The sequence below is a fragment of the Rhodococcus sp. KBS0724 genome, assembly GCF_005938745.2.
Classification (GTDB): Bacteria; Actinomycetota; Actinomycetes; order Mycobacteriales; family Mycobacteriaceae; genus Rhodococcus_F.
This window is the reverse complement of record NZ_VCBX02000001.1, coordinates 982,838-1,006,138: the sequence shown is the minus strand read 5'-3', so window position 1 is coordinate 1,006,138 and position 23,301 is coordinate 982,838. Positions and strand designations below refer to the sequence as shown.

Genomic DNA, 23,301 nt, shown 5'->3' with positions numbered 1-23,301 from the left:
GTAGAACGTGTTACCTTTTCTGGCAAGACCCAATTTGAGAGCCAGCTCACAGACTCACCAGGAGCCATCAGTGTCCGCTACGACGACCGAGAAATCCGACACTTCGGAAACCGCACCGCACTGCCTCGTGGAGAAACGCGGTCACGTCCTGATCATCACCATGAACCGCCCCGAGCGGAAGAACGCCATCACCGGCGACATGATGGCGATCATGGTCGACGCGTGGGATCAGGTCGACAACGACCCGGACATCCGCGTCGCCGTCCTCACCGGAGCCGGCGGCGACTTCTGCGCCGGCGCCGACCTCAAGAACATGTCCGCCAAACCCCCGGGAGACGCCTTTGCGGGCGGCGGTGTCGACATGTCCAAAATCGAAGGTCTCCTCAAAGGCCGACGGCTCACCAAGCCCTTGATCGCAGCCGTCGAAGGCGCCGCCATCGCCGGCGGAACCGAAATCCTGCAAGGCACCGACATCCGCGTCGCCGGTGAAAGCGCCAAATTCGGAGTGTCCGAGGCCAAGTGGGGGCTCTTCCCGCTCGGCGGTTCAGCAGTGCGCCTGGTCAGGCAGATTCCGTACACCATCGCCGCGGATATTCTGCTCACCGGACGCCACATCAAAGCGCCGGAAGCCAAGGAAATCGGACTCATCGGCCACGTAGTCCCGGACGGTCAAGCCCTCGACAAGGCACTCGAACTTGCCGAACTGATCAGCGCCAACGGACCTCTCGCAGTCCAGGCGATCCTCAAGACCATCCGCGACACCGAGGGCATGCACGAGGAAGAAGCCTTCCGCATCGATGCGGAACTGGGCATGAAGGTCTTCATGAGCGCGGACGCCAAGGAAGGCCCCCGAGCCTTCGGCGAGAAGCGGGCGCCCAAGTTCAAGGGAGTCTGAGGCTAGCCCTCGTTCCCTGCCCCGACCCCGCCCGCTCCCGTCGATCGCGTGAACGTATCGCTCCCCCTGTCCAACAGGGGGAGCGATACGTTCACCCTCCGGGTCTGGCGCTGATGGACACCCTTGGGCGTGGCCGTGACGCCGCCAACGCATAATGCGCGCGCAGATCTGCGATCACGCGCTCAGGCTCAACGCGCAAGGCGCTGGGCACCGTCGGCAGGACGATGATTCCCGCGTTCTGCATCCTCGTCCGACGCTCAACTGTCGCACGGTAATCATCGGGTGAAAGATGCCAGTCCAGTGAATCGATATCCCAGGCAAACGCGACAGAATCGATCCACCCGTCCGGCATAGCGATGAATCTCCCATCTACGTCGCAGATTTCGCGGTTGAAGACCATCTCGGGCAGCCCACTCCGTTTCCACAGCCTGCGAGCCTGCGCCTCGGGTACCGAGTGGACATTGGCGTCGACCTCACGCAGGACTTCGCGCGGCAACGCGCTTCCTCGGATGCTTCCAGCTTCGAGTTCCTTCGACAGGTCACGAACTGAAACATCGCCACGCTGAACGACTTCTGCAATGACCGCGCGAGCAGCATCCAGCGTCTTGCATCGCCGGGCAACGTCGAGTACCGAACGAACCAATGGTGCGCAGTCGATTCCGTTACGGGTCAATGGGTCCGGCAATCTGACGGTGCGCTCGACGACGACAAAACCCGTCGACTGTACGCGACGGTGCATGGGCATCAACAACTGAACGTCCCCCGAATGCGCGCGGTACCCATATTGAGTCATTGCCGCCCGTCCCGTGACCATCGACCCGCGACCACAGAACATGAGTGCTGCAATGGTGCGTTGGCGCGGACTCGGATGGCCGTTGCTCAGCATCACGATCCCGGGCAACAATCGCTGCCACGCACCTCCCGGCTTACATCGCCCCGCGATTGCAGTGTCTGAAACTCCCAACCGCGTCAGTTCTGCCACCCGAATCACTCCGTCGGCGCTCGCTGCGTACAACAACCTCGGATCGTCGCCCCACTGTCCTCTTCGCATGGAAACAGCATGGGTCATCGCTGAGGGTGAACTGTCTCAAAATTCGGGGTTATTCACAGGGCTGTGGATAACATTTCGGCGCGTGAACGTATCGCTCCCCCTGTCTGACAAGGGCAGCGATACGTTCACGCGGTCGATGGGGCGCTGAAAGGTACGTTCGCTCAAAAAATGTCAGCCCCGCACCGCGGCCGCCAATTCCCGCACATGATCGGCGTCGCGGCAGGTCACCAACAGCATCGTGACGCCGGCGTCTTCCCAGCGCTTCACGTCCGCGCGCACCTCGTCGACGTTGCCGATGATCATGGTCTCGGTGACCATCTCGTCGGGGACGATGGCCGCAGCTTCTTCCTTGCGCCCCGACATGAAGAGACGGCCGATCTCGTCGACCTCCTTCTCGTAACCCATGCGCTTGTAGACCTGGGCGTGAAAGTTCAACTCCGGTGCGCCCATTCCGCCGACGTAGAGGGCTGTCATCGGTTTGAGCTTCGCGATGGCTGCCGCGCGATCGTCCGTGACGATGACCTGACAGGTCGCGGCTACCTCGAAGTCTTCACGGCTGCGACGTGCTCCGGTGCGAGCGAATCCTTCGTCGAGCCATTTGTTGTACATCGGGGCGAGCCGCGGGGTGTAGTAGATCGCTAGCCAACCGTCGGCGATTTCTCCGGCAAGGGCAACATTTTTGGGTCCTTCGGCGCCGAGCCAGATCGGAATATCGGCGCGCAGCGGATGTGTAATCGCCTTGAGCGGCTTGCCAAGACCGGAATTACCTGGCCCGTTGTACGGCAGCGGGTAGTGCGGTCCGAGGCTGGTGACAGGTTTTTCACGAGCCAGGACCTGGCGGATGATGTCCACGTATTCGCGGGTCCGCGCGAGCGGCTTTTCGAACGGTTGCCCGTACCACCCTTCGACAACCTGCGGTCCGGATACGCCGAGTCCCAGGATGGTCCGACCGCCGCTGAGGTGATCGAGTGTGAGCGCATGCATGGCGCAACTGGTGGGCGTGCGGGCTGAAATTTGGACGACGGACGTGCCCAGCCGAATGTTCTCGGTCCGCGATCCCCACCACGCGAGTGGTGTGAAAGCGTCGGACCCCCAGGACTCCGCGGCGAAGACCGAGTCGAAGCCCGCGTTCTCGGCCGCTTCGATCAGTTCCGGAGCGGCCGTGGGGGGCTGTGCGCCCCAGTATCCGAGTTGCAACCCAAGCTTCATCTTGCGCCTCCACGTCTCCGGTGATCAGAAGTGACCCTTGCCACAATCTCTAGAACCTGTTCTACTCGATCTTGTGACCATCGGAAAGAGCGGGGTGGCCGAAAAGCCGCTGAGCGCACCATTGAATCTTCATTTCGACTACACCAGATCGACGGGGCCGACCATCGGCGCATTCGTAACTGCCTTGCGTGATCGCAAGGTGATCGGGGCGCGCGGGTCGAACGGTCGAGTTTTTGTGCCGCCTCCCGAATTCGATCCCGACACCGCCGAACCACTCACCGACTTCGTCGGAGTGTCCGACGGCGGAACCGTCGTGAGTTGGTCGTGGATGCCGGAACCGATCGACGGCCAACCACTCACGAAACCATTCGCATGGGCCCTCATCAGACTCGACGGCGCAGACACCGCGATGCTTCACGCGGTCGACGTCGACTCCCCCAGCGCAATCAGCACCGGTATGCGGGTGCGCGCTCGGTGGGCGTCGGAGCGAGTCGGACAGATCAAGGACATCGAGTGCTTCGAGCCTGGTGAGAGCGAAAATGGCATCGCCTCAGTCGATTCGAGCGCGGATCCAGTCACCATGATCACGACGCCCATCGACTTGAACTTCATGCACTCCGCGTCGGCTGAAGAGAGCTTCTACCTCCGCGGGCTCGCCGAGGGCAAGCTCATCGGCGGACGGAGCGGCCCGGGCGACAAGGTCTACATCCCGCCGCGCGGCGCTAACCCCACCAACGGTTTTCCGACAAACGAACAGATCGAACTACCGGACAAAGGCACTGTCACGACGTTTTGCATCGTCAACGTTCCGTTCCTCGGTCAGCGGATCAAGCCGCCATACGTCGCGGCGTATGTGCTGCTCGACGGCGCAGACATTCCGTTCCTGCATCTGATCCTGGAATGCGACGCGGCCGACGTGCGGATGGGGATGCGCGTCGAGGCCAAGTGGAAGCCACGCGAGGAGTGGGGTTACACGCTCGAGAACATCGAATACTTCAGGCCGACCGGTGAACCCGACGCCGAGTACTCCACCTTCCAACACCACCTGTGAGGGCTTCTGACATGACTTCTGCAGACATCGCAGTGGTGGGCTTTGCACAAGCCCCGCACGTACGCGAGACCCACGGCACCACCAATGGCGTCGAAATGCTGGTCCCCTGTTTCCAGCAGCTGTACAAGGACCTGGGGATCACCAAGTCCGATATCGGATTCTGGTGCTCAGGTTCTTCCGATTACCTTGCCGGACGATCGTTTTCCTTCATCTCGGCTATCGATTCCATCGGTGCCGTTCCGCCCATCAACGAGTCACACGTCGAGATGGACGCGGCCTGGGCGTTCTACGAAGCCTGGATCAAAATCTTGACGGGTGAGGTCGATACCGCACTCGTGTACGGCTTCGGCAAATCGTCCGCAGGGCACCTGCGCAAGATCCTGACCATGCAGCTCGATCCGTATCTTGTTGCGCCCCTGTGGCCCGACTCGGTATCCCTCGCCGGGCTGCAAGCGCGGCTCGGTCTCGACGCAGGCAAGTGGACGCACGAGGACATGGCCGAAGTGACCGCTCGCAGCCGTCGTCACGCAATGAGCAACCCCAATGCGCAGCTCGCCGGCGAGGTCGACATCGAGGCTTTGCTGGCCAGCCCCTTCCTGGCAGATCCGTTACGCGCCCATGATTGTGCGCCCATCACCGACGGCGCGTCCGCCATCGTGCTGGCATCCGGCACCCGCGCTCGTGACCTGTGCGAGCGCCCCGCCTGGATTTCCGGCATCGAACACCGCATCGACTCTCCCAACCTAGGGGCGCGTGATCTCACGACATCACCGTCGACGGCATCCGCTGCGAAGGCTGCGACGGGCGGTGATGTCAGCAACATCGACATCGCCGAACTCCACGCACCGTTCAGCCATCAGGAACTGATCCTCAAGGAGGCAATCGGTCTCACGGATGCCACCACGATCAACCCGTCGGGTGGCCCGCTGAGTGGCAACCCGATGTTCGCGGGTGGTCTCGAACGTATCGGTTACGCAGCACAGGCAATTTGGGGAGGCCAGGCGAATCGCGCACTGGCCCATGCAACCAGCGGCCCAGTGCTGCAACAGAACCTGGTAGCAGTCTTGGAGGGACGGAACTGATGGCCGGAACGCCACAACTCGCGGCCGTGCTCGGCACCGGCCAGACTCATTACGTCGCAAAGCGTCACGACGTGTCGATGGCCGGATTGGTCCGTGAAGCGATCGACGCCGCGATGCTCGACGCACAGGTCGGCTGGGACGACATCGACGCCGTCGTGATCGGCAAGGCCCCCGACCTGTTCGAGGGATCGATGATGCCGGAACTGGCCATGTCGGATGCTCTCGGCGCCAACGGGAAACCGTTGCTTCGCGTCCACACCGCCGGGTCTGTCGGTGGTTCGACAGCGATCGTGGCATCGACCCTCGTCAAATCCGGAGTTCACAAACGGGTTTTGACGGTTTCCTGGGAGAAGCAGTCCGAGTCGAATGCGATGTGGGCACTGTCCACGCCGATCCCCTTCAACATGCCGGTGGGGGCCGGAGCCGGCGGTTACTTTGCGCCGCACGTCCGTTCGTACATCCGCCGATCTGGGGCGCCCTCGCACATCGGTGCCATTGTTGCCGCAAAAGACCGCCTCAACGGCAGCATCAACCCCTACGCACACCTCAAGCAACCCGATATCACGGTCGAATCCGTTCAAGCGTCACAGATGCTGTGGGATCCCATCCGCTACGACGAGACGTGCCCGTCTTCCGACGGCGCGTGCGCGCTGGTGATCGGCAACGAAGAGGCTGCCGCCGAGATCGAGGCACAGGGCCGTACCGTCGCATGGATTCATGCAACGGCGATGCGCACCGAACCGACGACCTACGCGGGTCGCGACCAGGTCAACCCGCAGGCCGGACGCGATGCTGCGGCAGCCCTGTGGAAGGCGGCCGGAATCACGGATCCGCTCAACGAGATCGACTGCGCCGAAATTTACGTGCCGTTCTCCTGGTTCGAACCGATGTGGCTCGAGAACCTCGGATTTGCCGAGGAAGGCCAGGGATGGAAGCTCACCGAAGCCGGCGAAACAGCCATCGGTGGCAAGCTTCCCGTCAACGCGTCGGGTGGCGTTCTCTCGTCCAACCCGATCGGTGCGTCCGGCATGATCCGGTTTGCCGAATCCGCGATGCAGGTGATGCACCGCGCCGGCGACCACCAAGTAGCCGGTGCACGTAAGGCTCTCGGTCACGCGTACGGCGGTGGCTCACAGTATTTCTCGATGTGGGTTGTCGGCTCCGAACGCCCCACCACGTAAGCACGCCAACCGTCGATCAGGGAGAAGTCGAAGATGAAGTACACCGTCGGGGTTGCGATGAACCCCTTGGATCAGCTGCCCGGTATCGCCAAAACCGCTGAAGAGTGCGGCTTTACGTCCATTGCGTTGCCGGATTCACTGTTCTTCATGGAAACCCAGACGGCGGACTACCCGTATACGCCGGACGGGTCTCGGATGTGGACTGCCGAGACCCCCTGGGTCGATCCGCTGATCGCCGCGGCCGCGATGGGCGCTGTCACCGAGAAAATCGAGTTCTACACGCAGGTACTGAAACTGGGTAGCCGCAATCCGGTGCTTCTCGCCCGCCAAGTCGGGTCGGTCGCCGCGTTGACGAACAACCGTTTCGGATTCGGTGTCGGAATCGGCTGGGCTCCGGAAGAATTCGAGTGGTGCGGAGCTCCCTACCAGCGTCGCGGCGCCCGGGTGGACGAGATGATCGACGTCATCAAGCTGATCCTCGGCGGCGGTATGGTCGAGTACCACGGCGAGTTTTTCGATTTCGATCGTCTGCAGATGAGTCCGACTCCCACCAAACCGGTTCCGTTCTACGTCGGTGGCCACACCGAGGTTGCTCTCAAGCGCGCAGCACGGGTCGGCGACGGCTGGACGTCGGCGATGATCAAGTTCGACGATCTGGTCGGTGTCATCGCCAGATTGCGCGAACTTCGTGCCGAGTACGGCAAGGAGAACGAACCGTACGAGATCCAGACTGTGTGCGTCGACCGATTCGGCAAAGATGGCTACGCCGAGCTCGAGGACGCCGGTGTCACCGACATCATCACCGTTCCTTGGGTTTTCGACGGTATCGGGTTCGACGCACCGCTCGAGGCAAAGCAGGATTCCATGCGCAGGTTCGCCGAGAAATACATCCAGTGAGGGAAAATCGATGACCACCGAACATCCCGCCCGCGTAGCGGGCAACGCATCGCGGACAGCAGCAAGCGGAAAGAACAAGGAAGCCTGGCTGGATCTCTTTGCCGAGGACGGCTGGGTCGAAGATCCCGTCGGTCCTTCAGGCTTCGACCCCGAGGGCAAAGGCCATCATGGCCGCGAGGCCATTTCCAAGTTCTACGATATGACGATCGCGAACACGGACAAACTCGAGTTCCTCATCGACGATTCCTTGGTGTGCGGTAACGAGAACGTCAACATCGGCAAGATACGGACGACAATCGCCGGATCCGTCATCGACGCCGAAGGCGTATTCGTCTACCGCGTCAACGACGAGGGAAAAATCCAGTCGCTTCGCGCATTCTGGGAAGTGGAACGCGCCATGAAAACAGCTCGCAAGGCCTGATCGTACAAACAAACAATTGAGGGCTCCGGTCACACGACCGGAGCCCTCACTGTTGCGCAAGGTTCACGAGAATGGTTTCCTGGTCTTTATCGTCGCGTGTCGATGGCGGACTGCGCCAGGCATGGAGGCGTCGTACACCAAGGGTTCTCCAATGACCATTTCGTTCAATCACACCATCATCGCAGCGCACGACAGACAAGAGTCTGCGTGGTTTTTCACCCACATTTTCGGTCTTCCGGATCCCACTCCGGCCGGGCATTTCCTCTCCGTCGAACTCGAGCACGGAGTGATGCTGGACTATGCACAAGTGGAGCAGGGCGCTGAGATTTCACCACAGCACTACGCATTCCTGGTCTCCGAGAATGACTTCGACGGAATCTACCAGCGGATACTCGCCCTCAGACTCGAACATTGGGCTGATCCGCGAAAATCGAGCACCGGCTTCAACACCAATGACGGTGGGCGCGGCGTCTACTTCCTCGACCCGTCGGGACACTTCCTCGAAGCGATCACCAAACCATACGGCGGCTAACTCTCGCGAACTACAAACGGCGGCGCCTGCGGGAGATGAGGGATCCCACAGACGCCGCCGCAGTTCCAAGTAGCCAGCTAGTGGCTCCTCAGAACGTCAACTGTAGTTCTGTGCAGTCGAAAGCGCAGTGCCAACCTTCGATTCCATACACATACCTACTTGCCTACTTGGCACATACCTACTTGCCGGTTACCAGCTCAGTATAGGGCTGGTTCAGTGTTTGACCGGACAGCCGCCGGTCTTGTAATCAACCTGAAACTCTTTGATGCCGTTCAGCCAGCCTGAACGCAGACGACGAGGATCTCCGAGCCGGGTGATGTCCGGGAGATGATCGGCGATCGCATTGAAGATCAGGTCGATTTCGAGGCGAGCCAGATTCGCGCCGACGCAGTAGTGCGCACCGGTGCCGCCGAACCCGAGATGCGGGTTGGGGTCGCGCATGATGTCGAACTTCGTGGGGTTCTCGAAGACCTCTTCATCGAAGTTGGCCGACGCGTACATCATGACGACGCGATCGCCCTTCTTGATCTTCTGTCCACCGAGCTCGGTGTCCTCGAGAGCGGTGCGCTGAAAAGACGTCACCGGGGTGGCCCAGCGAACGATTTCGTCGGCAGCAGTCTTGGGGCGTTCCTTCTTGTACAGCTCCCACTGGTCGGGATTGTCCAGGAACGCCACCATGCCATGTGTGATCGCATTGCGAGTGGTCTCGTTTCCGGCGACCGCAAGAAGAATCACGAAAAAGCCGAATTCCTCAGGGGAGAGCTCATTTCCGTCGATGTCAGCTTCGATGAGCTTGGTGACGATGTCATCGGCGGGACACTTCTTGCGCTGATCCGCCATCTGGTACGCGTACCCGAGGATCTCCATCGACGCAGCCTGCGGGTCGATGTCGAATTCGGGGTCGTCATACGACGTCATCTGGTTGGACCAGTCGAAGAGCTTCATACGATCTTCCTGCGGCACGCCAAGAAGCTCGGCAATCGCCTGCAACGGAAGTTCCGACGCCACCTGCGTGACGAAGTCTCCGGCACCGCTTTCGGCGGCGGTCTTCACGATCTGCTCGGCCCGCTCGGTCAGTTCGTCGCGCAGGCTGTTGATAGCTCGCGGTGTGAACCCACGCGAGATCAGCTTGCGGAGTTTGGTGTGCTCGGGAGCGTCCTTGTTGATGAGGATGAACCGCTGCATTTCGACGTTCTCACGCGGGATGTCGTCGGCGAAACGCGGGATCGCAGTGTTCTCGTGGGTCGAGAAGATGTCGCTGCGCTGCGAGACTTCCTTGACCTCTTCATGTCGAGTGACCACCCAGTAGCCCTCGTCCTGGAACCCGCCGATCTCCGGCGGCTGCGGATTCCACCACACGGGAGCAGTCTTACGCAGCTGCGCAAATTCCTCGAAAGGCATCCGCTCTGCGTAGATGTCGGGGTCCGTGAAGTCGATCCCCTGGGGGATTGCGGGCTGTGCCACTGATGTCTCCTGCCATGAGCCTTTTCACCACCGCGGTGATGACCATCCGTAATGTGGAACACGTTCTACTTACATTGAAACACAAGCACGCTTACTAGGAAAGGAAACAGTAGACAGCTCTTGCTTCTACCTAAGAACTTGTTCTACTTTTTCAATACAAGGAAAGGAACCCACAGTGGGCACACCAGTAATCGTCGAGGCCGTCCGCACACCGATCGGTAAGCGTGGAGGCTGGCTCGCCGGCCTGCACGCTGCCGAAATTCTCGGGGCTGCTCAGAAGGGTCTTCTCGATCGCTCGGGAATCGACCCGATGTTGATCGAGCAAGTGATCGGCGGCTGCGTCACCCAAGCCGGCGCACAGTCCAACAACATCACCCGTACAGCATGGCTGCACGCCGGACTGCCCTGGCAGACCGGCGCCACCACCGTCGACTGCCAGTGCGGATCCGCGCAGCAGGCCAATCACCTGATCGCCGGATTGATCGCCACCGGTGCGATCGACGCCGGCATCGCCTGCGGCATCGAAGCGATGAGCCAGGTCCCACTCGGAGCCAACGTCGGAACTCTCGCCGGACCGCGTCGCCCCGCCACCTGGGACATCGACCTGCCCGATCAGTTCGGCGCGGCCGAGCGCATCGCGCGTCGTCGCGGATTGACCCGAGAGGACCTCGAAGCTCTCGGCGTCCGCTCCCAGGCCCTCGCCAAGCAGGCCTGGGAAGAAGGTCGCTTCGATCGCGAGGTACTCGAGCTGTCGGCGCCTCAGATCGACAAGGAAGGCAACCTGACGGGCGAGACCAAGCTGGTCAATCGCGACCAAGGCCTGCGTGACACGACGGCCGAGGCCCTGGCTCGTTTGAAGCCGGTTATGGAGGGCGCAATCCACACTGCCGGAACGTCTTCGCAGATCTCCGACGGCGCAGCGGCTGTCCTGCTCATGGACGAGGACAAGGCCCGCGCTCTCGGTTTGAAGCCGCGCGCCCGCATCGTCGCTCAGGCTCTCGTCGGGTCCGAGCCCGAGTTCCACCTCGACGGTCCGGTCCAGGCCACGACCCGCGTTCTCGAGAAGAGCGGCATGAAGATCGGCGACCTCGATCTCTTCGAGGTCAACGAAGCGTTTGCCTCTGTCGCCCTGTCCTGGGCTCAGGTTCACGAGCCGGATTTCGACAACGTCAACGTCAACGGCGGCGCTCTGGCTCTCGGCCATCCGGTCGGCAGCACCGGCTCGCGACTGATCACGACGGCTCTGCACGAACTCGAGCGCCGCGACGGTTCGACTGCGTTGATCACGATGTGCGCCGGCGGCGCACTGGCCACCGGCACGATCATCGAGCGCATCTGACATGAGCACTCCCCCAGCTAAACCCAAGGGACTCGACGCTCCGGCGACAGTCACGATCATCAAGTGGATGTCGAAAGCCAACGTCGCGATGTATCGGGCGACCGACGGAATGCTGGGCAGCAAGTGGCGGGTCGGCAGCGCGTTTCCACGCGGGCTGCCGATCTGCCTGCTCACCACGACCGGGCGTAAGTCCGGCGAAGAACGGATCAATCCGTTGCTGTTTCTCGAGGACGACGACAACGTGATTCTGGTGGCGTCGCAAGGTGGTCTGCCGAAAAACCCGATGTGGTATCTCAACATCAAGGCCGATCCCGTGGTGACCGTCCAGATCAAGTCGCGCGTGCGGTCGATGAAAGCTCGTGTCGCCACCGACGACGAGCGCGCTCGGTTGTGGCCCAAATTGGTTGCGATGTATGCCGACTTCGACAACTACCAAGCCTGGACCGATCGGGTTATCCCCGTGATCGTGTGCGAGCCACTCATCACCAAATGAACAATTTGTTTACAACAAAGTGTTTACATTGCCAGCGGTTCATGCAAACCTGACATGCATGACCGATGACCAATTCCGACCGATCGAGCCCGGCCGAGAGCGCGCACACCGCGAGTACGCCGGGCTCTTTCGGATCAACGAACGACACGGAGCAACCGAGAGCCAACGCGCCAGGCAATCCCTCCCCCACATGCTCGAACCGTACGGCGCGATCCGCGTCGTCGGCGGTCTCGCCGCGGGTAGCAGCACACTCGAACCCGGCGAACCGGACGTCGACGACGCCGATGTCATGGCCGCCTTGAGTCTGATCCCCAAGGCCCGCGCCGAAATGGACCAGGACGAAGCACTCTTCCTCGCGGTCGCACGCAAACGCGGGATGACGTGGCAGGACATCGCATTCGGACTCGGTCTCGGCAGCACACAGGCTGCACGTCAGCGCTACGAACGACTCGTCCGGCGCACCACAGGCTGAACACGTGCCATAACGTGCAAGTTGGAGCACTATTGACCAGTACGGTCCGCACGGCAAGCGCTTGTAGCCTCGAACAGCAAGGAGTCGCATTTATGACGACGCACATTCAAGATCAGATCCTGGACCGTCGCGAGCTCACCGCCGCACTTGTTCGCGCCTTGGAACGCCGACACGAGGTACTGGACGCCGTTGTCGACAGCGCAGACCATCAGGCAGCAGTGGCAACGGTTGCAGAACTACTCGGAACGTCCGAGTCCAACGCGGAAGCAGTGTTGGGCCTCAAGTTCAGCGCACTGACCAAAGCAGCACGCGACCGCATTCAGGGCGAACTCGAAAACCTCGACGCCACCTTGGAATGGACCGCCGTAGACCGCCCGGCAAGCAGCGGCGTGAACTTCAACCTGCGCCCGTTCACCGACAGCGCCGACGATGCAGCACTGTTCGCCGAGCGCTCCACAGAGCAGCTCGACGACAGCGGCACTCCGTGGGCGTCGGATCGCGTCGAGTCGGAGCGCACTGCCGGCCTGGGTCGTATCGACGACGAAAGCGCGGCTTGGTTTGTCGCCGAGGATCTTTCGTCCGACACTCCGACGAGCGTCGGCCTGGTATTCGGTGAGCTCACCGATCAGGAAGTGAACGTTGCGATCTGGATCGCACCGCAGGCCAGGAAGAAGGGCTACGGCACGGCGTGCATCAAGCACGCTCGCCGCGAACTTGCCGCCGAATTCCCCGGCACTGTTCTGGTGGTTCGGGCGAAGGCGTGAGCATGTGCTGTGCGCCTTTGTTAACCGCCCGCGGTTAACAAAGGCGCACAGCAGTATTAGCGCGCATACATAATCACGCCAACTCCGACGAGGCAGATCAGCGCACCGGTGATGTCGAATCGATCGGGGCGGAAACCGTCCATCGCTACCGCCCACAGCAAGGATCCGGCGACAAAGATGCCGCCGTACGCGGCGAGGATGCGACCGAAGTTGGCATCGGGCTGCATCGTCGCGACCAGTCCGTAGAGGCCGAGCGAGATCACGCCGAGGCCGACCCAGATCCAGCCCTTGTTCTCGCGAATTCCCTGCCACACCAGCCAGGCTCCACCGATTTCGAGTACGGCGGCAAGAACGAACAGCAAAAGCGAGCGGGCGACGGTCATGGGGCACAGACTAGCGTTTACAAACGGGCACCGGTCTCCGCCGAGAAGAAGTACACCTCGTCCTGATTCGGCAACAGGTGAATCCTCTCTCCCGGGAGAATCGATGTCTTCCGGTCGAGCCGAACCACTACTCTTCCCGATCGGCTCTTCCACTTCGCGGCGGGCTCCCCCTTTGCGTAGACGAATGATTCGGCGCCCAACTCTTCGAGCAAATCGGCGTCGACGGCGAGCGAGCCTTCACGCCACGCCCCCGCCAAACTCCACGATTCCGGCCTGACGCCCACCACAATTCTGTCCCGATCAGATGCACCAGTCGGAATCGGTATCCGCAGATCACCGAGCACTGCGACGGTGCCCTCGACCGGCGCTTCGATCAGGTTCATGCCCGGTGACCCGATGAAGGCGGCCACAAAAGTGTTGACAGGGTTGTCGTAAAGCTCGCGCGGCTTCGCCACCTGCTGCAACCTACCGTCGAGCATCACCGCCACCCGGTCACCCATCGTCATCGCTTCCACTTGATCGTGGGTGACGTAGACCGTAGTGGTACCGAGACGACGCTGCAGAGCGGCGATCTGCGACCGCGTACTGACGCGCAGTTTGGCGTCGAGATTGCTGAGTGGTTCGTCCATGCAGAACACCTTGGGATGGCGAACAATGGCTCTACCCATGGCAACTCGTTGACGTTGCCCGCCGGACAGCTTTGCCGGTTTACGTCCGAGCAACGGTTCGAGTTCGAGCATCCGCGCCGCCTCGAGTACCCGCTCCCGGCGTTCGGTCTTTCCTACTCCGGCATTCTGCAGCGCGAAGCCCATGTTCTGTTCGACGGTCATGTTCGGGTACAGCGCGTAACTCTGAAACACCATGGCGACGTCACGTGCTCGCGGAGCGAGGTGCGTGACGTCCGTGCCGCCGATCTCGATCCGGCCGTCCGACGCGGACTCGAGACCGGCGAGCATTCGCAGGCTGGTGGACTTACCGCAACCGGAAGGTCCTACGAGTACCAGGAACTCACCATCGGCGATGTCGAGGTCGAGACGGTCGACTGCCGGTCGATCGGTTCCTTCGTAGCGGTGCGTGACTCCCGCGAATTGCACGTTGGCCATGAGTGTTCTCTCCTACTACTTCGGCAGCTTGGGGGTGATCTGCCGGTCGATGATCTGCTGCAACTGCGTGGCAACGCCGGCGAATGTCGATGCGACGTCGGCCTTCTGGAGAGCGATCTGCTCGAGTCCGGTGCCGATGATCTGATCCCCACCCGGGACGAACACGCGTGCGTAGTCCTGCGAGCGCGTACGCGAGAGCTGATCCACAGCGGTACGGGAGTTGGGGTTCGCGTCGAGGAACGCCTTCATGCTCGGCTCCGAGGTTGCCGACTTGCGGACCGGCATGTAGCCGACGTTCTGCGAGAAGTACGCCGTGTTCTCACCATTGGTGATGAAGTCGATGAACTTGAGCGCGTTCTTCTTACGCTGATCGGAGATCTTGGACGGGATGGCAAGCCCGGCACCGCCGGTGGGGCAACCGGGAGTTCCGTCCACTGCCGGGAGGAAAGCGGTGCCGAAGTCGAAGTTGGCAGTCTTCTTGATGCCGGACAGATCGCCCGTCGACGCGATGGTCGACGCCAGAATGCCGGTACCGAATTCGTTCGCGATGTCAGTGGAGACCGCGGCGTACTTCTTGTCGTGAATCATGCTGGAGAGGAACTGCCCTGCGGCAATGGTCTTCTCGTTGTCGAGCTGCAGATTCCACTGGTCGGAGTACGAGCCGCCGAACGTCCAGATTGGGCCTTCGTAGGTCCAGCCGAGGTAATCCTTCGCGTTGCCCCACCCGTGTGCCAACTTGCCGTTGCCCACGACCTTCTGCAGCTCGGGTCCCCACTCGTCGAACTCCTGCCATGTCGCCGGCCCACGGTCGGGAAGACCTGCCTGCGACCAGACCGCCTTGTTGTAGTAGAACAACGGCGTCGACCGCGCGTAGGGAAGCGCATAGTGCTTGCCCTGGAACAGGTAGTCGGCGAGCAGCGAGTCGACGTAGTCACCCGAGTCGACGCCCACCTCGGAGAAGAGCCCGTCGAGCGGCTCGATCGCTCCGGCCAGTGCATAGTTGAACCACCAGACATCGGAGAGCACAACCACATCGGGAACGTCTCCGCCGGAGAGTGCAGCGTTGAACTTCTGCGCCACCTCTTCGTAGTTCTTGCCACCGTCCACCAGGTTGACCTTCAGGTCCGGGTACTTGGTCTGGAACCGGTTGATCAGTTCCTTCTCTACGTCGGTGGACTTGCCCGGGTGGTTCGACCAGAAGGTGATGGTGTTGGAATCACCCGAAGCACCGGATGTTTCCGCAGCATCAGCGCTGGATCCGCCGGAACCCGCGCACGCGGTCAGTGCGGCGCCGGCGGCGATTGCACCGCCGAGGCTCAGAAATCCGCGCCTGTTCATGTTTGCCATTGCTGCTCCTCGAGAAAGAAATGTGACGGGAAAGCTGTCAGCCCTTGACCGCACCGGAGGTGAGGCCCTTGATCATGTGTCGTTGCAGCAGAAGGAAAATCACCAGAATCGGTAACATCGTCAGCACCGTTCCTGCCATGACCGGACCCCAGTTGGTGAGCCCGTCGTTGTTCTGCAGTTGGGTCAATCCAATCGGTAGTGGCGCCACCGAGGAATCGTCGGACATGAGGAACGGCCACAGGTACTCGTTCCATTCGTTCACCACCGTGATGATCCCGAACGCCACCATCGTCGGTCCGGACACCGGAAGCACCACGCGCCAGAGCAGTCGCCAGTGGCCGGCGCCGTCCATTCGCGCCGCCTCGATGATCTCCGAAGGAATCGAAAGGAAGTGGTTACGCATGAGGAACGTACCGAAGGCTACACCCGCGAGCGGAACTATGATGCCCTGGAACGTGTTACGCCAACCCCACTCTGCCACGAGCGCGTAGTTCGAGATAACGGTGATCTGGTTCGGCACCATCAACGCTGCGATAATTCCGAGGAAGACGAAATTCTTCCCCGGGAAGCGTAGGAACACCAACCCGTAGGCACTGAGAGTCCCCAGAACGAACTTCGCCACGGACAGAATCGTCGTGATCACAATCGAGTTCCGAAGAAACATCCAGAACGGGACCGATGTTGTTGCTTCGGAATAGTTTTCGGGATGCAGCGACGACGGCAACCACGTTGCCGGCTGGGTGTAGATCTCCGGCCGCTCCTTCAACGAGGTCATCACGATCCAGTACAGCGGCAGGACGATGATGACCAAGGCGATCACCATTGCCGCGTAGCCGAGGATCTTGACGCCGACCTCACGCCGATCCACGTTCTTGCGATCCGGCCCCACCCTGACGACGGAAGTCGTAGCAGCGCTTTTCTTTTCCTCTACTGCTGTCATTTTTCTTCTCCCCGATCCATGGCACGAACCTGGTAGACGGTGATGATCAGCAGGATCAGGAACATGATGGTGGCAACCGTCGCGCCGTAGCCCGCCCGGAAGTTTCGGAAGGTCTCGTTGTAAACCTGGTAGACCATGGTCGTCGTCCCCGTCCCCAGTGGACCACCACGGGTCATGACGTTGATGATGTCGAAGACCTGGAGCGAGTTGAGCATGACAGTGATGGAAAGAAAGAACGTGGTCGGTCGTAACTGAGGCAGGAGCACTCGGCGGAACTTGGTCCACGGTTTGGCGCCGTCGATTTCGGCCGCTTCGTTCAACTCTTGCCGAACTCCCTGCAGCGCAGCGAGATAGATGACAAACGTGTAGCCGAGGTTCTTCCACATGTACGTCACGGTCACCATGAACAGCGCCCAGTGGGGATCCTGATAAAAGTCCGGCGATTGGAGACCGACCCGGTGCAGGAGATCCTGGATCAACCCGAAGTTGGGGTCGAAGACGAACTGAAACGCGACACCGATCGCTGCTCCGGAGATCACGAACGGCGCGAAGATGGCCGAACGGACCAGGTTTCGCCCGACCAGCTTGCGATCGAGCAGCATGGCCAACGCCAAACCGATGACCATCGAACCCACCACGGTGACCAACGTGAATACCACTGTGTTGGTCACGATCTGCCAGGTGTCGCTTCGTCCGAACCACTCGCGGTAGTTACTCAGACCGATGAACGTCGCCTTCGGATCCGCAATGTTCCAGTCGAAGAACGAAAGTCGGATGTTGTCGACCAACGGACGATAGGTGAACAAGATCAGCAACGCGAGATTGGGACCTACCAAGAGCGCAAAGAGCGCGTAGTCACGCCATGGTCTGCCCCACAGACCTGGCTTGCCTGATGTGGGCAGCGTTCTTTCCGGACTCGATCTCACTGAGGCAGTCTGACCGCCCGCAAAGAATGAATGGTGAACGCACAAGACACTCGAGCTGAACGAGACACGAAAAAGGCCCTGCGCGAATACTTCTCGCGCAGGGCCTTCGTCGACGAGCTCTAGCGGTTCCAGTCACCCAATCCGTCGGCGCCGCTGAGGACTCCACCGGCGGTGTTCTGCACGATCACCGGGTCCCCCTTGCCTGCGTTCTCGAAGAACCACTTGGCATTCTCGGTGCTGACATTGAGGCAGCCGTGGCTGACGTTGGTGAAACCTTGTTGCGCAACCGACCACGGAGCGGCGTGGACGAAGATGCCGCTGTAGGAGATTCGTGTCGCGTACTCGACGTAGGTGCGGTAGCCCTCCGGAGAATCGATCGGAACGCCGTACGTGGACGAATCCATGTACATGTCGCGCAGCTGCTCGCCGACGATGTACGTACCGTTCGGTGTTTCGTGTCCCGGCTTGCCGAACGACGTCGGCATGGTGCGCACCACCTCGCCGTTGCGGGTAACGGTGACCTGCTTCGTGTTGTCGTCCGCGACGGTGACGAGCGCGTCACCGATGTTGAACGTGGAGTGCGAATCACCGGCGTCGACGGTCACGGAGATGTTCGCGGGCCAGAACTGCGTCGGCTTCCACCGCACCTGGCTGTTGTTGATCCAGTAGAAGTTGCCCTCGACCGGCGGATTGGTGGTGACGCGAATAGCACGTTCCGCGGTGGCACGGTCATCGATCGATTCGTTGAAGCGGATGATGACAGGCTGGGCGATGCCGACTCGCTCACCGTTGGACGGGTTCACCGACGGCGCCGAGAAGTTGGGAACCGGGGCGGGGATCTGATCCGCTGTGCCCATGAAACCGGGGAGCGCCGGGTCGAGGCCGGCAACACCTGCGACGACGGGTACGGGAATCTCCGGACCACCGGGAAAGAGAGGGAAAGCCGCGGCCGGTCCGGCAAAGGTGAGGCCTGCAGCCACTACTCCGACAACTGCCACAGCTATCCGGGACGTCCGACGCACTCGCTTGCTGACCATCTCACTACTTTCCTTCGACAACGTGCATTTGCTGGTCATGCGTGGCTGACGTCGATACCCGCCTGGCATCGACGTCAACGCGCCATTCGGAGCAAACCGCACAATTCCCTTGTAATTAACACATAAAACGAGAAATCCAGCAATACGAAGGTTCGCTGAACCGTAGCTGTCAACGGTCATGCAGCTCGACTTTCCAGGTTTGGCGGCGCTCACTTCGGTGAATCCGTTTTTCAGCTTCCGTATCCGACGGGATCGCCTTTTCCGTTCTGCGACGGAGGTGCACGTGAACTGGAGCACCGCAGTTCCGGACAGTGCGTTGTGGCTGGCAAAGGCATATACGATCACCGCCGCCGCCTTCGCGATCACGGCAATTCTGCTGGCTCGCTTCACCCATTGGGGTAGTCAGTTTCGACGGATGGCCTGGCCGTATTTCAACCCCCGTCGCAGCCCCGTCCCGTTGCTGATCCTTGCGGTACTCCTGCTGCTCACAGTGTGGGCTGTGCGCGTGACGGTGTTGTTCTCGTACTGGTACAAGGATTTCTACGACACGATTCAAAACCTCGACGAAGCCGGATTCTGGCACTACCTCGGAGTGTTCGCCATCTTGGCTGTCATCCACGTCGTGAGCTCGCTCCTCACATACTTTGTCGGGCAGGCCCTCGTCATCAATTGGCGCATCTGGCTCAACAACAACTTGACCGACGACTGGCTCGACGGTCTTGCGTACTACCGCGGAGAATTCCTGCACGACCCGATCGACAATCCGGATCAACGTATCCAGGCGGACATCACCGCATTTGTCACATCAGCCAATACGTTGTCGATGGGTGCCGTCACCGCGATGGTGTCGATTGTGAGCTTCACCGCAATCCTGTGGAATCTCTCCGGACCGTTGACCATTTTCGGTACCGAGATTCCGCGGGCGATGATCTTCCTGGTCTACATCTATGTGCTGGTGACCACCGCGTTGGCATTCTGGATCGGCCGACCGCTGATCATGTTGAACTTTCTGAATGAGAAATTTGGGGCAACCTTTCGCTATGCGCTGGTGCGATTGCGGGAGTACGGCGAGAGCATTGCGTTCTATCGCGGGGAGGACGTCGAGCGTCGAACTCTCGCAACACGCTTCGCTGCCGTGATCCGCAACATGTGGGCCATCGTATTCCGGACGCTGAAGTTCAGCGGCTTCAATCTCGCCGTGAACCAGACCGCGGTCATCTTCCCGTTCTTGGTGCAGGGCGATCGGTTGTTCAAGGGGCAGGTCACTTTCGGCGACGTCATGCAAACGGCGCAGGCGTTCGGCCAAGTCCACGACTCGCTGTCGTTCTTCCGCGAGTCGTACGCCGATTTCGCGAGTTTTCGCGCCACCCTCATTCGCTTGACCGGCCTCGCCGACGCCAACAAACAAGCTCGGGCGCTACCGACGCTCGATGTTTCGGACGGTGGAGATCAACTCGTCATCCGAAAACTCCACGTACGCAAGCCGTCCGGCGAGACTCTGATCTCCGAGCTGAATCTGACGCTCGATCACGGCGACGCCCTGCTGGTCAAGGGTGCGTCCGGCAGCGGTAAGACCACGTTGCTTCGGAGCCTCGCACAATTGTGGCCGTACGCGGACGGGTCGGTAACCCGGCCGGCCGGTAAGTCCCTCTTCCTTTCCCAGCGCCCGTACCTGCCACTGGGGTCGCTGCGCACCGGACTGGCGTATCCGGATCAATCGATCGCCCCCGACGGCAGACTCCACGAGGTACTCGGCCAAGTACATCTGGCGCATCTGACCGACCGCCTCGACGAGGTAGCCGATTGGACGCGAATCCTGTCTCCGGGCGAACAGCAGCGACTCTCGTTTGCCCGGGTCGTTCTGGCCAATCCCCGCACCGTGTTCCTCGACGAAGCGACATCCGCGATCGACGAAGGCCTCGAATACTCGCTCTACCGCATGCTTCGCAGCGAACTGCCCGACAGCATCATGGTCAGCGTGGGGCATCGCAGCACCCTCAACGTCTTTCACAATCGGCAACTCGAACTGCAGGGTTCGGGACAATGGTCACTCACCGAGCACGTGGGTTGAAAACAATCTCCGCTAGCCTTCCTCGCGAGCGGCCGCGAGCATCGATTCGATCGAAATAAGCTTGGTTCGCGGACGGCCGACTGCCGACCCGGATGCGCGCTCGGCCTTGTCGATTCGTTGCCAGCCTTGGTAGTCCACCTGATCCGGTGACCTGTCAGCGAGAAGTACCGTCAACTTCTCCGCTTCGGCGCTCGGCGTTGCAAGACGCCCAGCGGCGAAGTCGTCGAAAATCATCGAAACGGTTTCGGCCGAGCAGTACTTGTTCGTGCCGATCACACCGGTTGGTCCACGCTTGATCCACCCCGCCGCGTAAACACCCGGCATGGGCATCCCTGATTCCGGATCGATCACGCGGCCGTTCTCGTTCGGGATCACACCCCGTGCGTCGTCGAACGGGAGGTCCGCGACGGGCGTTCCTCGATACCCGACGGAGCGCAATACCAGTCCGGTGTCGAGGGTCTCGGTTTCCTCCGTGGGCCGCGCGGACAATTGACCGGTGGGTGTTGCGATCAGTTCGTTTTTCACGATGCGAATCTGCTCCACACTGCCGTCGCCGAGGATTTCCACCGGCGAGGTGAGGAATCGAAGAACAATGCGCTTACGCGTGGGATCGGCTGTGTGCGAGGCAAATTCCTGGGCCTGCTTCACCTTGAGAAGCACCGACGGCTCTGCTGCGTCGCTCTCGACAAAAGCTCGACTCGAATCGTCGAGTTCCGCCTCTGCCGGATCCACGACGACGTCCACATCAGCCATCTGGCCCAGCGCCAGCAATTCGGGGTTGGTGTAGGCAGCCTGGGCCGGACCCCGGCGACCGAGGATCACCACTTCACGAATATTGCTGTTACGCAACGCTGCGAGGGCATGATCCGCAAGGTCCGTCTTGGCCAGAACCTCGGGGTCCGTGACAAGTATGCGCGCGACGTCGAGTGCCACGTTGCCATTGCCGACGATGACGGCCCGCTCCCCCGACAGATCGAAACTACGGTCGGCGTAACTCGGATGACCGTTGTACCAGGCTACGAATTCGGTAGCGGCGTGACTTCCCGGAAGATCTTCACCCGGAATATCGAGCTTGCGGTCACCCGCCGCGCCTACCGCGTAGACCACCGCGTGATGGTGCTCGAGCAGTTCGGTATGCGAAATATGCTTACCTACCTCGACATTGAAATGGCAGTGCACCGTCTTCTTCGACACCACGGCCCGGAACTGGTCGGTGACGCCCTTGGTACCCGGGTGATCGGGAGCCACGCCCGCTCGGACCAACCCGTACGGCGTCGGCAGGCGATCGAAAATGTCGACCTCGACTCGCGGCTTGCCGGTCAGTTCCATCGCCGCGTAACACGCAGCCGGCCCCGAACCGACTATCGCGACCCGAAGTATCCCCAACTCGGGAGGGATCTTGGCCATGGTTATCGGCTCCGGCCAGTCCGGCCCCATCGGATGCTTCTCGAAGTACGACGCGTTCATCTCGAGGTAAGGCGCGTCAGCTTCGGCAAGTTCGTTGTCGGCGTAGATGGCCTCGACCGGGCACTCGTCCACACAGGCACCGCAGTCGATGCAGGTGTCCGGGTCGATGTAGAGCATTTCGGTGGTGGCGAACTGGGCTTCGTCAGGCGTCGGATGAATGCAGTTGACCGGGCACACGTCCACGCACGAGGCGTCGTTACAGCACGGCTGCGTGATCACATACGCCATTGCTCTCCCCTATCCCTGAACCACAAAGCACGTCTACTTTCCAGACTATAACGTGTTCCAATTTGGTGCGAGAACGCTTTTCAGATCACGCCGTTGCGTTTCAACAAGTCAACTGCAGAAACGGTGGCATGACCACGCCATTCAAGTGCAGCAGCGGGTGAATAACTGTCGAAATTTACCGTCCATCCGCCGTCGTCGCACTGCCGCGACGCCAACGCGGACAGTTCCTCCTCGATCACGTCCCCACGAAACAGCGTGCGGGTTGGTCCTCCCGGATACGGCGAGAAATCAAGCGGGCGCATGTACTCGTCGTCGGCACCCCCGTCCACGTGCACCACTCCGTCGGGAGGAATCAGCGCACCGAGCTTTGCCACCAACCGAACCTCGTTCGCCGCGTCGAGGAACTGCAACGCAAACGCCAATTCGAGAGCGCTGAACGTCCCGGCACGCTCGATTGCACCCAGGCAGAACCGAACCGCCGAGTCGAGCCAGGGGTGCTGGGCCACTGCGGAATCGAATTCGGCCACCCGCAACGCCGTAGCGCACACGATGGTCGTGATCTGCAATGACGACACGGTCGGATCCGCGTCGACCCAGAACGGCGCGCACCCCGCCGGCTCGGAAATCGGAAGGGCAAAGGGCAAACCGCCGTCGACGAGCGATATCGACTGCAACCAGTCACACAATTCCAGGGCCCGCGGGGTCGCCGTACCGGCATCGGCAAAAACCTCGAACGCATGCAGTGCGCCACCTGGTTGACTGCTTGACGAGCGCAGGTCCGGCTCGAGACCCCAGCCGTACCCACCGTCGGGATTTCGGTAGCCGTCGACGGACGCCAAGGCACCATCGCGATCACCTTGTCCCAGAACCAAATTCAACCGGTGACGGTCGAGTATCCGGCCGTTGCCCGCCAGAAATCGTGTTGCTGCCGCAAGATCGACGACCATT

Annotated in this window: 23 protein-coding genes; 12 read left to right on the top strand and 11 right to left on the bottom strand. The window is 61.0% G+C overall.

The genetic code is table 11. From position 1 onward, the window contains the following. Positions 1-70 precede the first annotated feature (70 nt). Complete coding sequence (locus tag FFI94_RS04615; RefSeq protein ID WP_138871951.1) at positions 71-895, top strand: crotonase/enoyl-CoA hydratase family protein; 825 nt, start codon at positions 71-73, stop codon at positions 893-895. 91 nt (positions 896-986) lie between these two features. Here FFI94_RS04615 and FFI94_RS04610 read toward each other — a convergent pair whose 3' ends face one another. Further along, entirely contained in the window at positions 987-1,946 is a 960-nt protein-coding gene (locus FFI94_RS04610) for a hypothetical protein (protein ID WP_138871950.1), read from the bottom strand. 171 nt (positions 1,947-2,117) lie between these two features. Continuing rightward, positions 2,118-3,155: an LLM class F420-dependent oxidoreductase gene (locus FFI94_RS04605; RefSeq protein ID WP_138871949.1), complete on the bottom strand. Its 1,038-nt coding sequence runs from the start codon at positions 3,153-3,155 to the stop codon at positions 2,118-2,120. A gap of 73 nt (positions 3,156-3,228) precedes the next feature. Between FFI94_RS04605 and FFI94_RS04600 the strand changes: the two genes are divergently transcribed. The 6 genes from FFI94_RS04600 (at position 3,229) to FFI94_RS04575 (ending at position 8,319) form a co-directional block, all read left to right on the top strand. Then, the gene (locus FFI94_RS04600; protein WP_185993123.1) at positions 3,229-4,206 is read left to right on the top strand and encodes a Zn-ribbon domain-containing OB-fold protein; all 978 of its coding nucleotides are present in this window, start codon (positions 3,229-3,231) and stop codon (positions 4,204-4,206) included. Positions 4,207-4,217: 11 nt separating this feature from the next. After that, positions 4,218-5,288 (top strand): thiolase domain-containing protein, encoded by a 1,071-nt coding sequence (locus FFI94_RS04595; protein ID WP_138871948.1) that lies wholly within the window; start codon positions 4,218-4,220, stop codon positions 5,286-5,288. Further along, positions 5,288-6,469, top strand: coding sequence for a thiolase domain-containing protein (locus FFI94_RS04590; protein WP_138871947.1), 1,182 nt, complete (start codon positions 5,288-5,290; stop codon positions 6,467-6,469). Before FFI94_RS04595 ends, FFI94_RS04590 begins: the two co-directional genes overlap by 1 nt. A gap of 33 nt (positions 6,470-6,502) precedes the next feature. Continuing rightward, the gene (locus FFI94_RS04585) at positions 6,503-7,366 is read left to right on the top strand and encodes a TIGR03619 family F420-dependent LLM class oxidoreductase (protein ID WP_138871946.1); all 864 of its coding nucleotides are present in this window, start codon (positions 6,503-6,505) and stop codon (positions 7,364-7,366) included. 10 nt (positions 7,367-7,376) lie between these two features. Then, positions 7,377-7,787 carry a nuclear transport factor 2 family protein gene (locus FFI94_RS04580; RefSeq protein ID WP_138871945.1) on the top strand — a complete coding sequence of 137 codons (411 nt, stop codon included), beginning with the start codon at positions 7,377-7,379 and terminating at the stop codon, positions 7,785-7,787. Positions 7,788-7,938: 151 nt separating this feature from the next. Continuing rightward, positions 7,939-8,319 carry a VOC family protein gene (locus FFI94_RS04575; protein ID WP_185993122.1) on the top strand — a complete coding sequence of 127 codons (381 nt, stop codon included), beginning with the start codon at positions 7,939-7,941 and terminating at the stop codon, positions 8,317-8,319. A gap of 213 nt (positions 8,320-8,532) precedes the next feature. On the opposite strand, the gene FFI94_RS04570 is transcribed toward FFI94_RS04575, so the two are convergent. After that, complete coding sequence (locus FFI94_RS04570) at positions 8,533-9,783, bottom strand: cytochrome P450 (RefSeq protein WP_138871944.1); 1,251 nt, start codon at positions 9,781-9,783, stop codon at positions 8,533-8,535. A 175-nt stretch (positions 9,784-9,958) separates the two neighbouring features. Between FFI94_RS04570 and FFI94_RS04565 the strand changes: the two genes are divergently transcribed. The 4 genes from FFI94_RS04565 to FFI94_RS04550 all read left to right on the top strand — a co-directional run bounded on the left by FFI94_RS04565 (position 9,959) and on the right by FFI94_RS04550 (position 12,851). Then, a complete protein-coding gene (locus tag FFI94_RS04565; RefSeq protein WP_138871943.1) occupies positions 9,959-11,122 on the top strand; it encodes a steroid 3-ketoacyl-CoA thiolase in 1,164 nt (387 codons plus the stop codon). A gap of 1 nt (position 11,123) precedes the next feature. Beyond that, positions 11,124-11,615 carry a nitroreductase family deazaflavin-dependent oxidoreductase gene (locus tag FFI94_RS04560; protein WP_138871942.1) on the top strand — a complete coding sequence of 164 codons (492 nt, stop codon included), beginning with the start codon at positions 11,124-11,126 and terminating at the stop codon, positions 11,613-11,615. Positions 11,616-11,673: 58 nt separating this feature from the next. Then, positions 11,674-12,087: a DNA-binding protein gene (locus tag FFI94_RS04555; RefSeq protein ID WP_138871941.1), complete on the top strand. Its 414-nt coding sequence runs from the start codon at positions 11,674-11,676 to the stop codon at positions 12,085-12,087. A 92-nt stretch (positions 12,088-12,179) separates the two neighbouring features. Next, positions 12,180-12,851 (top strand): GNAT family N-acetyltransferase, encoded by a 672-nt coding sequence (locus FFI94_RS04550; protein ID WP_138871940.1) that lies wholly within the window; start codon positions 12,180-12,182, stop codon positions 12,849-12,851. Positions 12,852-12,907: 56 nt separating this feature from the next. On the opposite strand, the gene FFI94_RS04545 is transcribed toward FFI94_RS04550, so the two are convergent. From FFI94_RS04545 to FFI94_RS04520, 6 genes are all read right to left on the bottom strand, one after another. After that, on the bottom strand, positions 12,908-13,234 hold the full coding sequence (locus FFI94_RS04545) for a YnfA family protein (RefSeq protein WP_138871939.1): 327 nt from the start codon (positions 13,232-13,234) through the stop codon (positions 12,908-12,910). A gap of 17 nt (positions 13,235-13,251) precedes the next feature. Then, a complete protein-coding gene (locus tag FFI94_RS04540) occupies positions 13,252-14,337 on the bottom strand; it encodes an ABC transporter ATP-binding protein (protein WP_138871938.1) in 1,086 nt (361 codons plus the stop codon). 15 nt (positions 14,338-14,352) lie between these two features. Further along, a complete protein-coding gene (locus FFI94_RS04535; protein ID WP_138871937.1) occupies positions 14,353-15,684 on the bottom strand; it encodes an ABC transporter substrate-binding protein in 1,332 nt (443 codons plus the stop codon). A gap of 37 nt (positions 15,685-15,721) precedes the next feature. Then, complete coding sequence (locus FFI94_RS04530) at positions 15,722-16,624, bottom strand: carbohydrate ABC transporter permease (RefSeq protein ID WP_138871936.1); 903 nt, start codon at positions 16,622-16,624, stop codon at positions 15,722-15,724. Further along, a complete protein-coding gene (locus FFI94_RS04525; protein ID WP_397495233.1) occupies positions 16,621-17,595 on the bottom strand; it encodes a carbohydrate ABC transporter permease in 975 nt (324 codons plus the stop codon). Before FFI94_RS04525 ends, FFI94_RS04530 begins: the two co-directional genes overlap by 4 nt. A gap of 74 nt (positions 17,596-17,669) precedes the next feature. Then, entirely contained in the window at positions 17,670-18,587 is a 918-nt protein-coding gene (locus FFI94_RS04520) for a L,D-transpeptidase (RefSeq protein ID WP_138873594.1), read from the bottom strand. Between the two features lie 283 nt (positions 18,588-18,870). Here FFI94_RS04520 and FFI94_RS04515 point away from each other — a divergent pair, with 283 nt between their 5' ends. After that, positions 18,871-20,658 (top strand): ABC transporter ATP-binding protein/permease, encoded by a 1,788-nt coding sequence (locus tag FFI94_RS04515; protein WP_138871935.1) that lies wholly within the window; start codon positions 18,871-18,873, stop codon positions 20,656-20,658. Between the two features lie 12 nt (positions 20,659-20,670). Here FFI94_RS04515 and FFI94_RS04510 read toward each other — a convergent pair whose 3' ends face one another. Together FFI94_RS04510 and FFI94_RS04505 are read right to left on the bottom strand one after the other, a co-directional pair. Beyond that, positions 20,671-22,353: an FAD-dependent oxidoreductase gene (locus tag FFI94_RS04510; protein WP_138871934.1), complete on the bottom strand. Its 1,683-nt coding sequence runs from the start codon at positions 22,351-22,353 to the stop codon at positions 20,671-20,673. Between the two features lie 80 nt (positions 22,354-22,433). Then, positions 22,434-23,300: a hypothetical protein gene (locus tag FFI94_RS04505; RefSeq protein ID WP_138871933.1), complete on the bottom strand. Its 867-nt coding sequence runs from the start codon at positions 23,298-23,300 to the stop codon at positions 22,434-22,436. Position 23,301 lies beyond the last annotated feature (1 nt).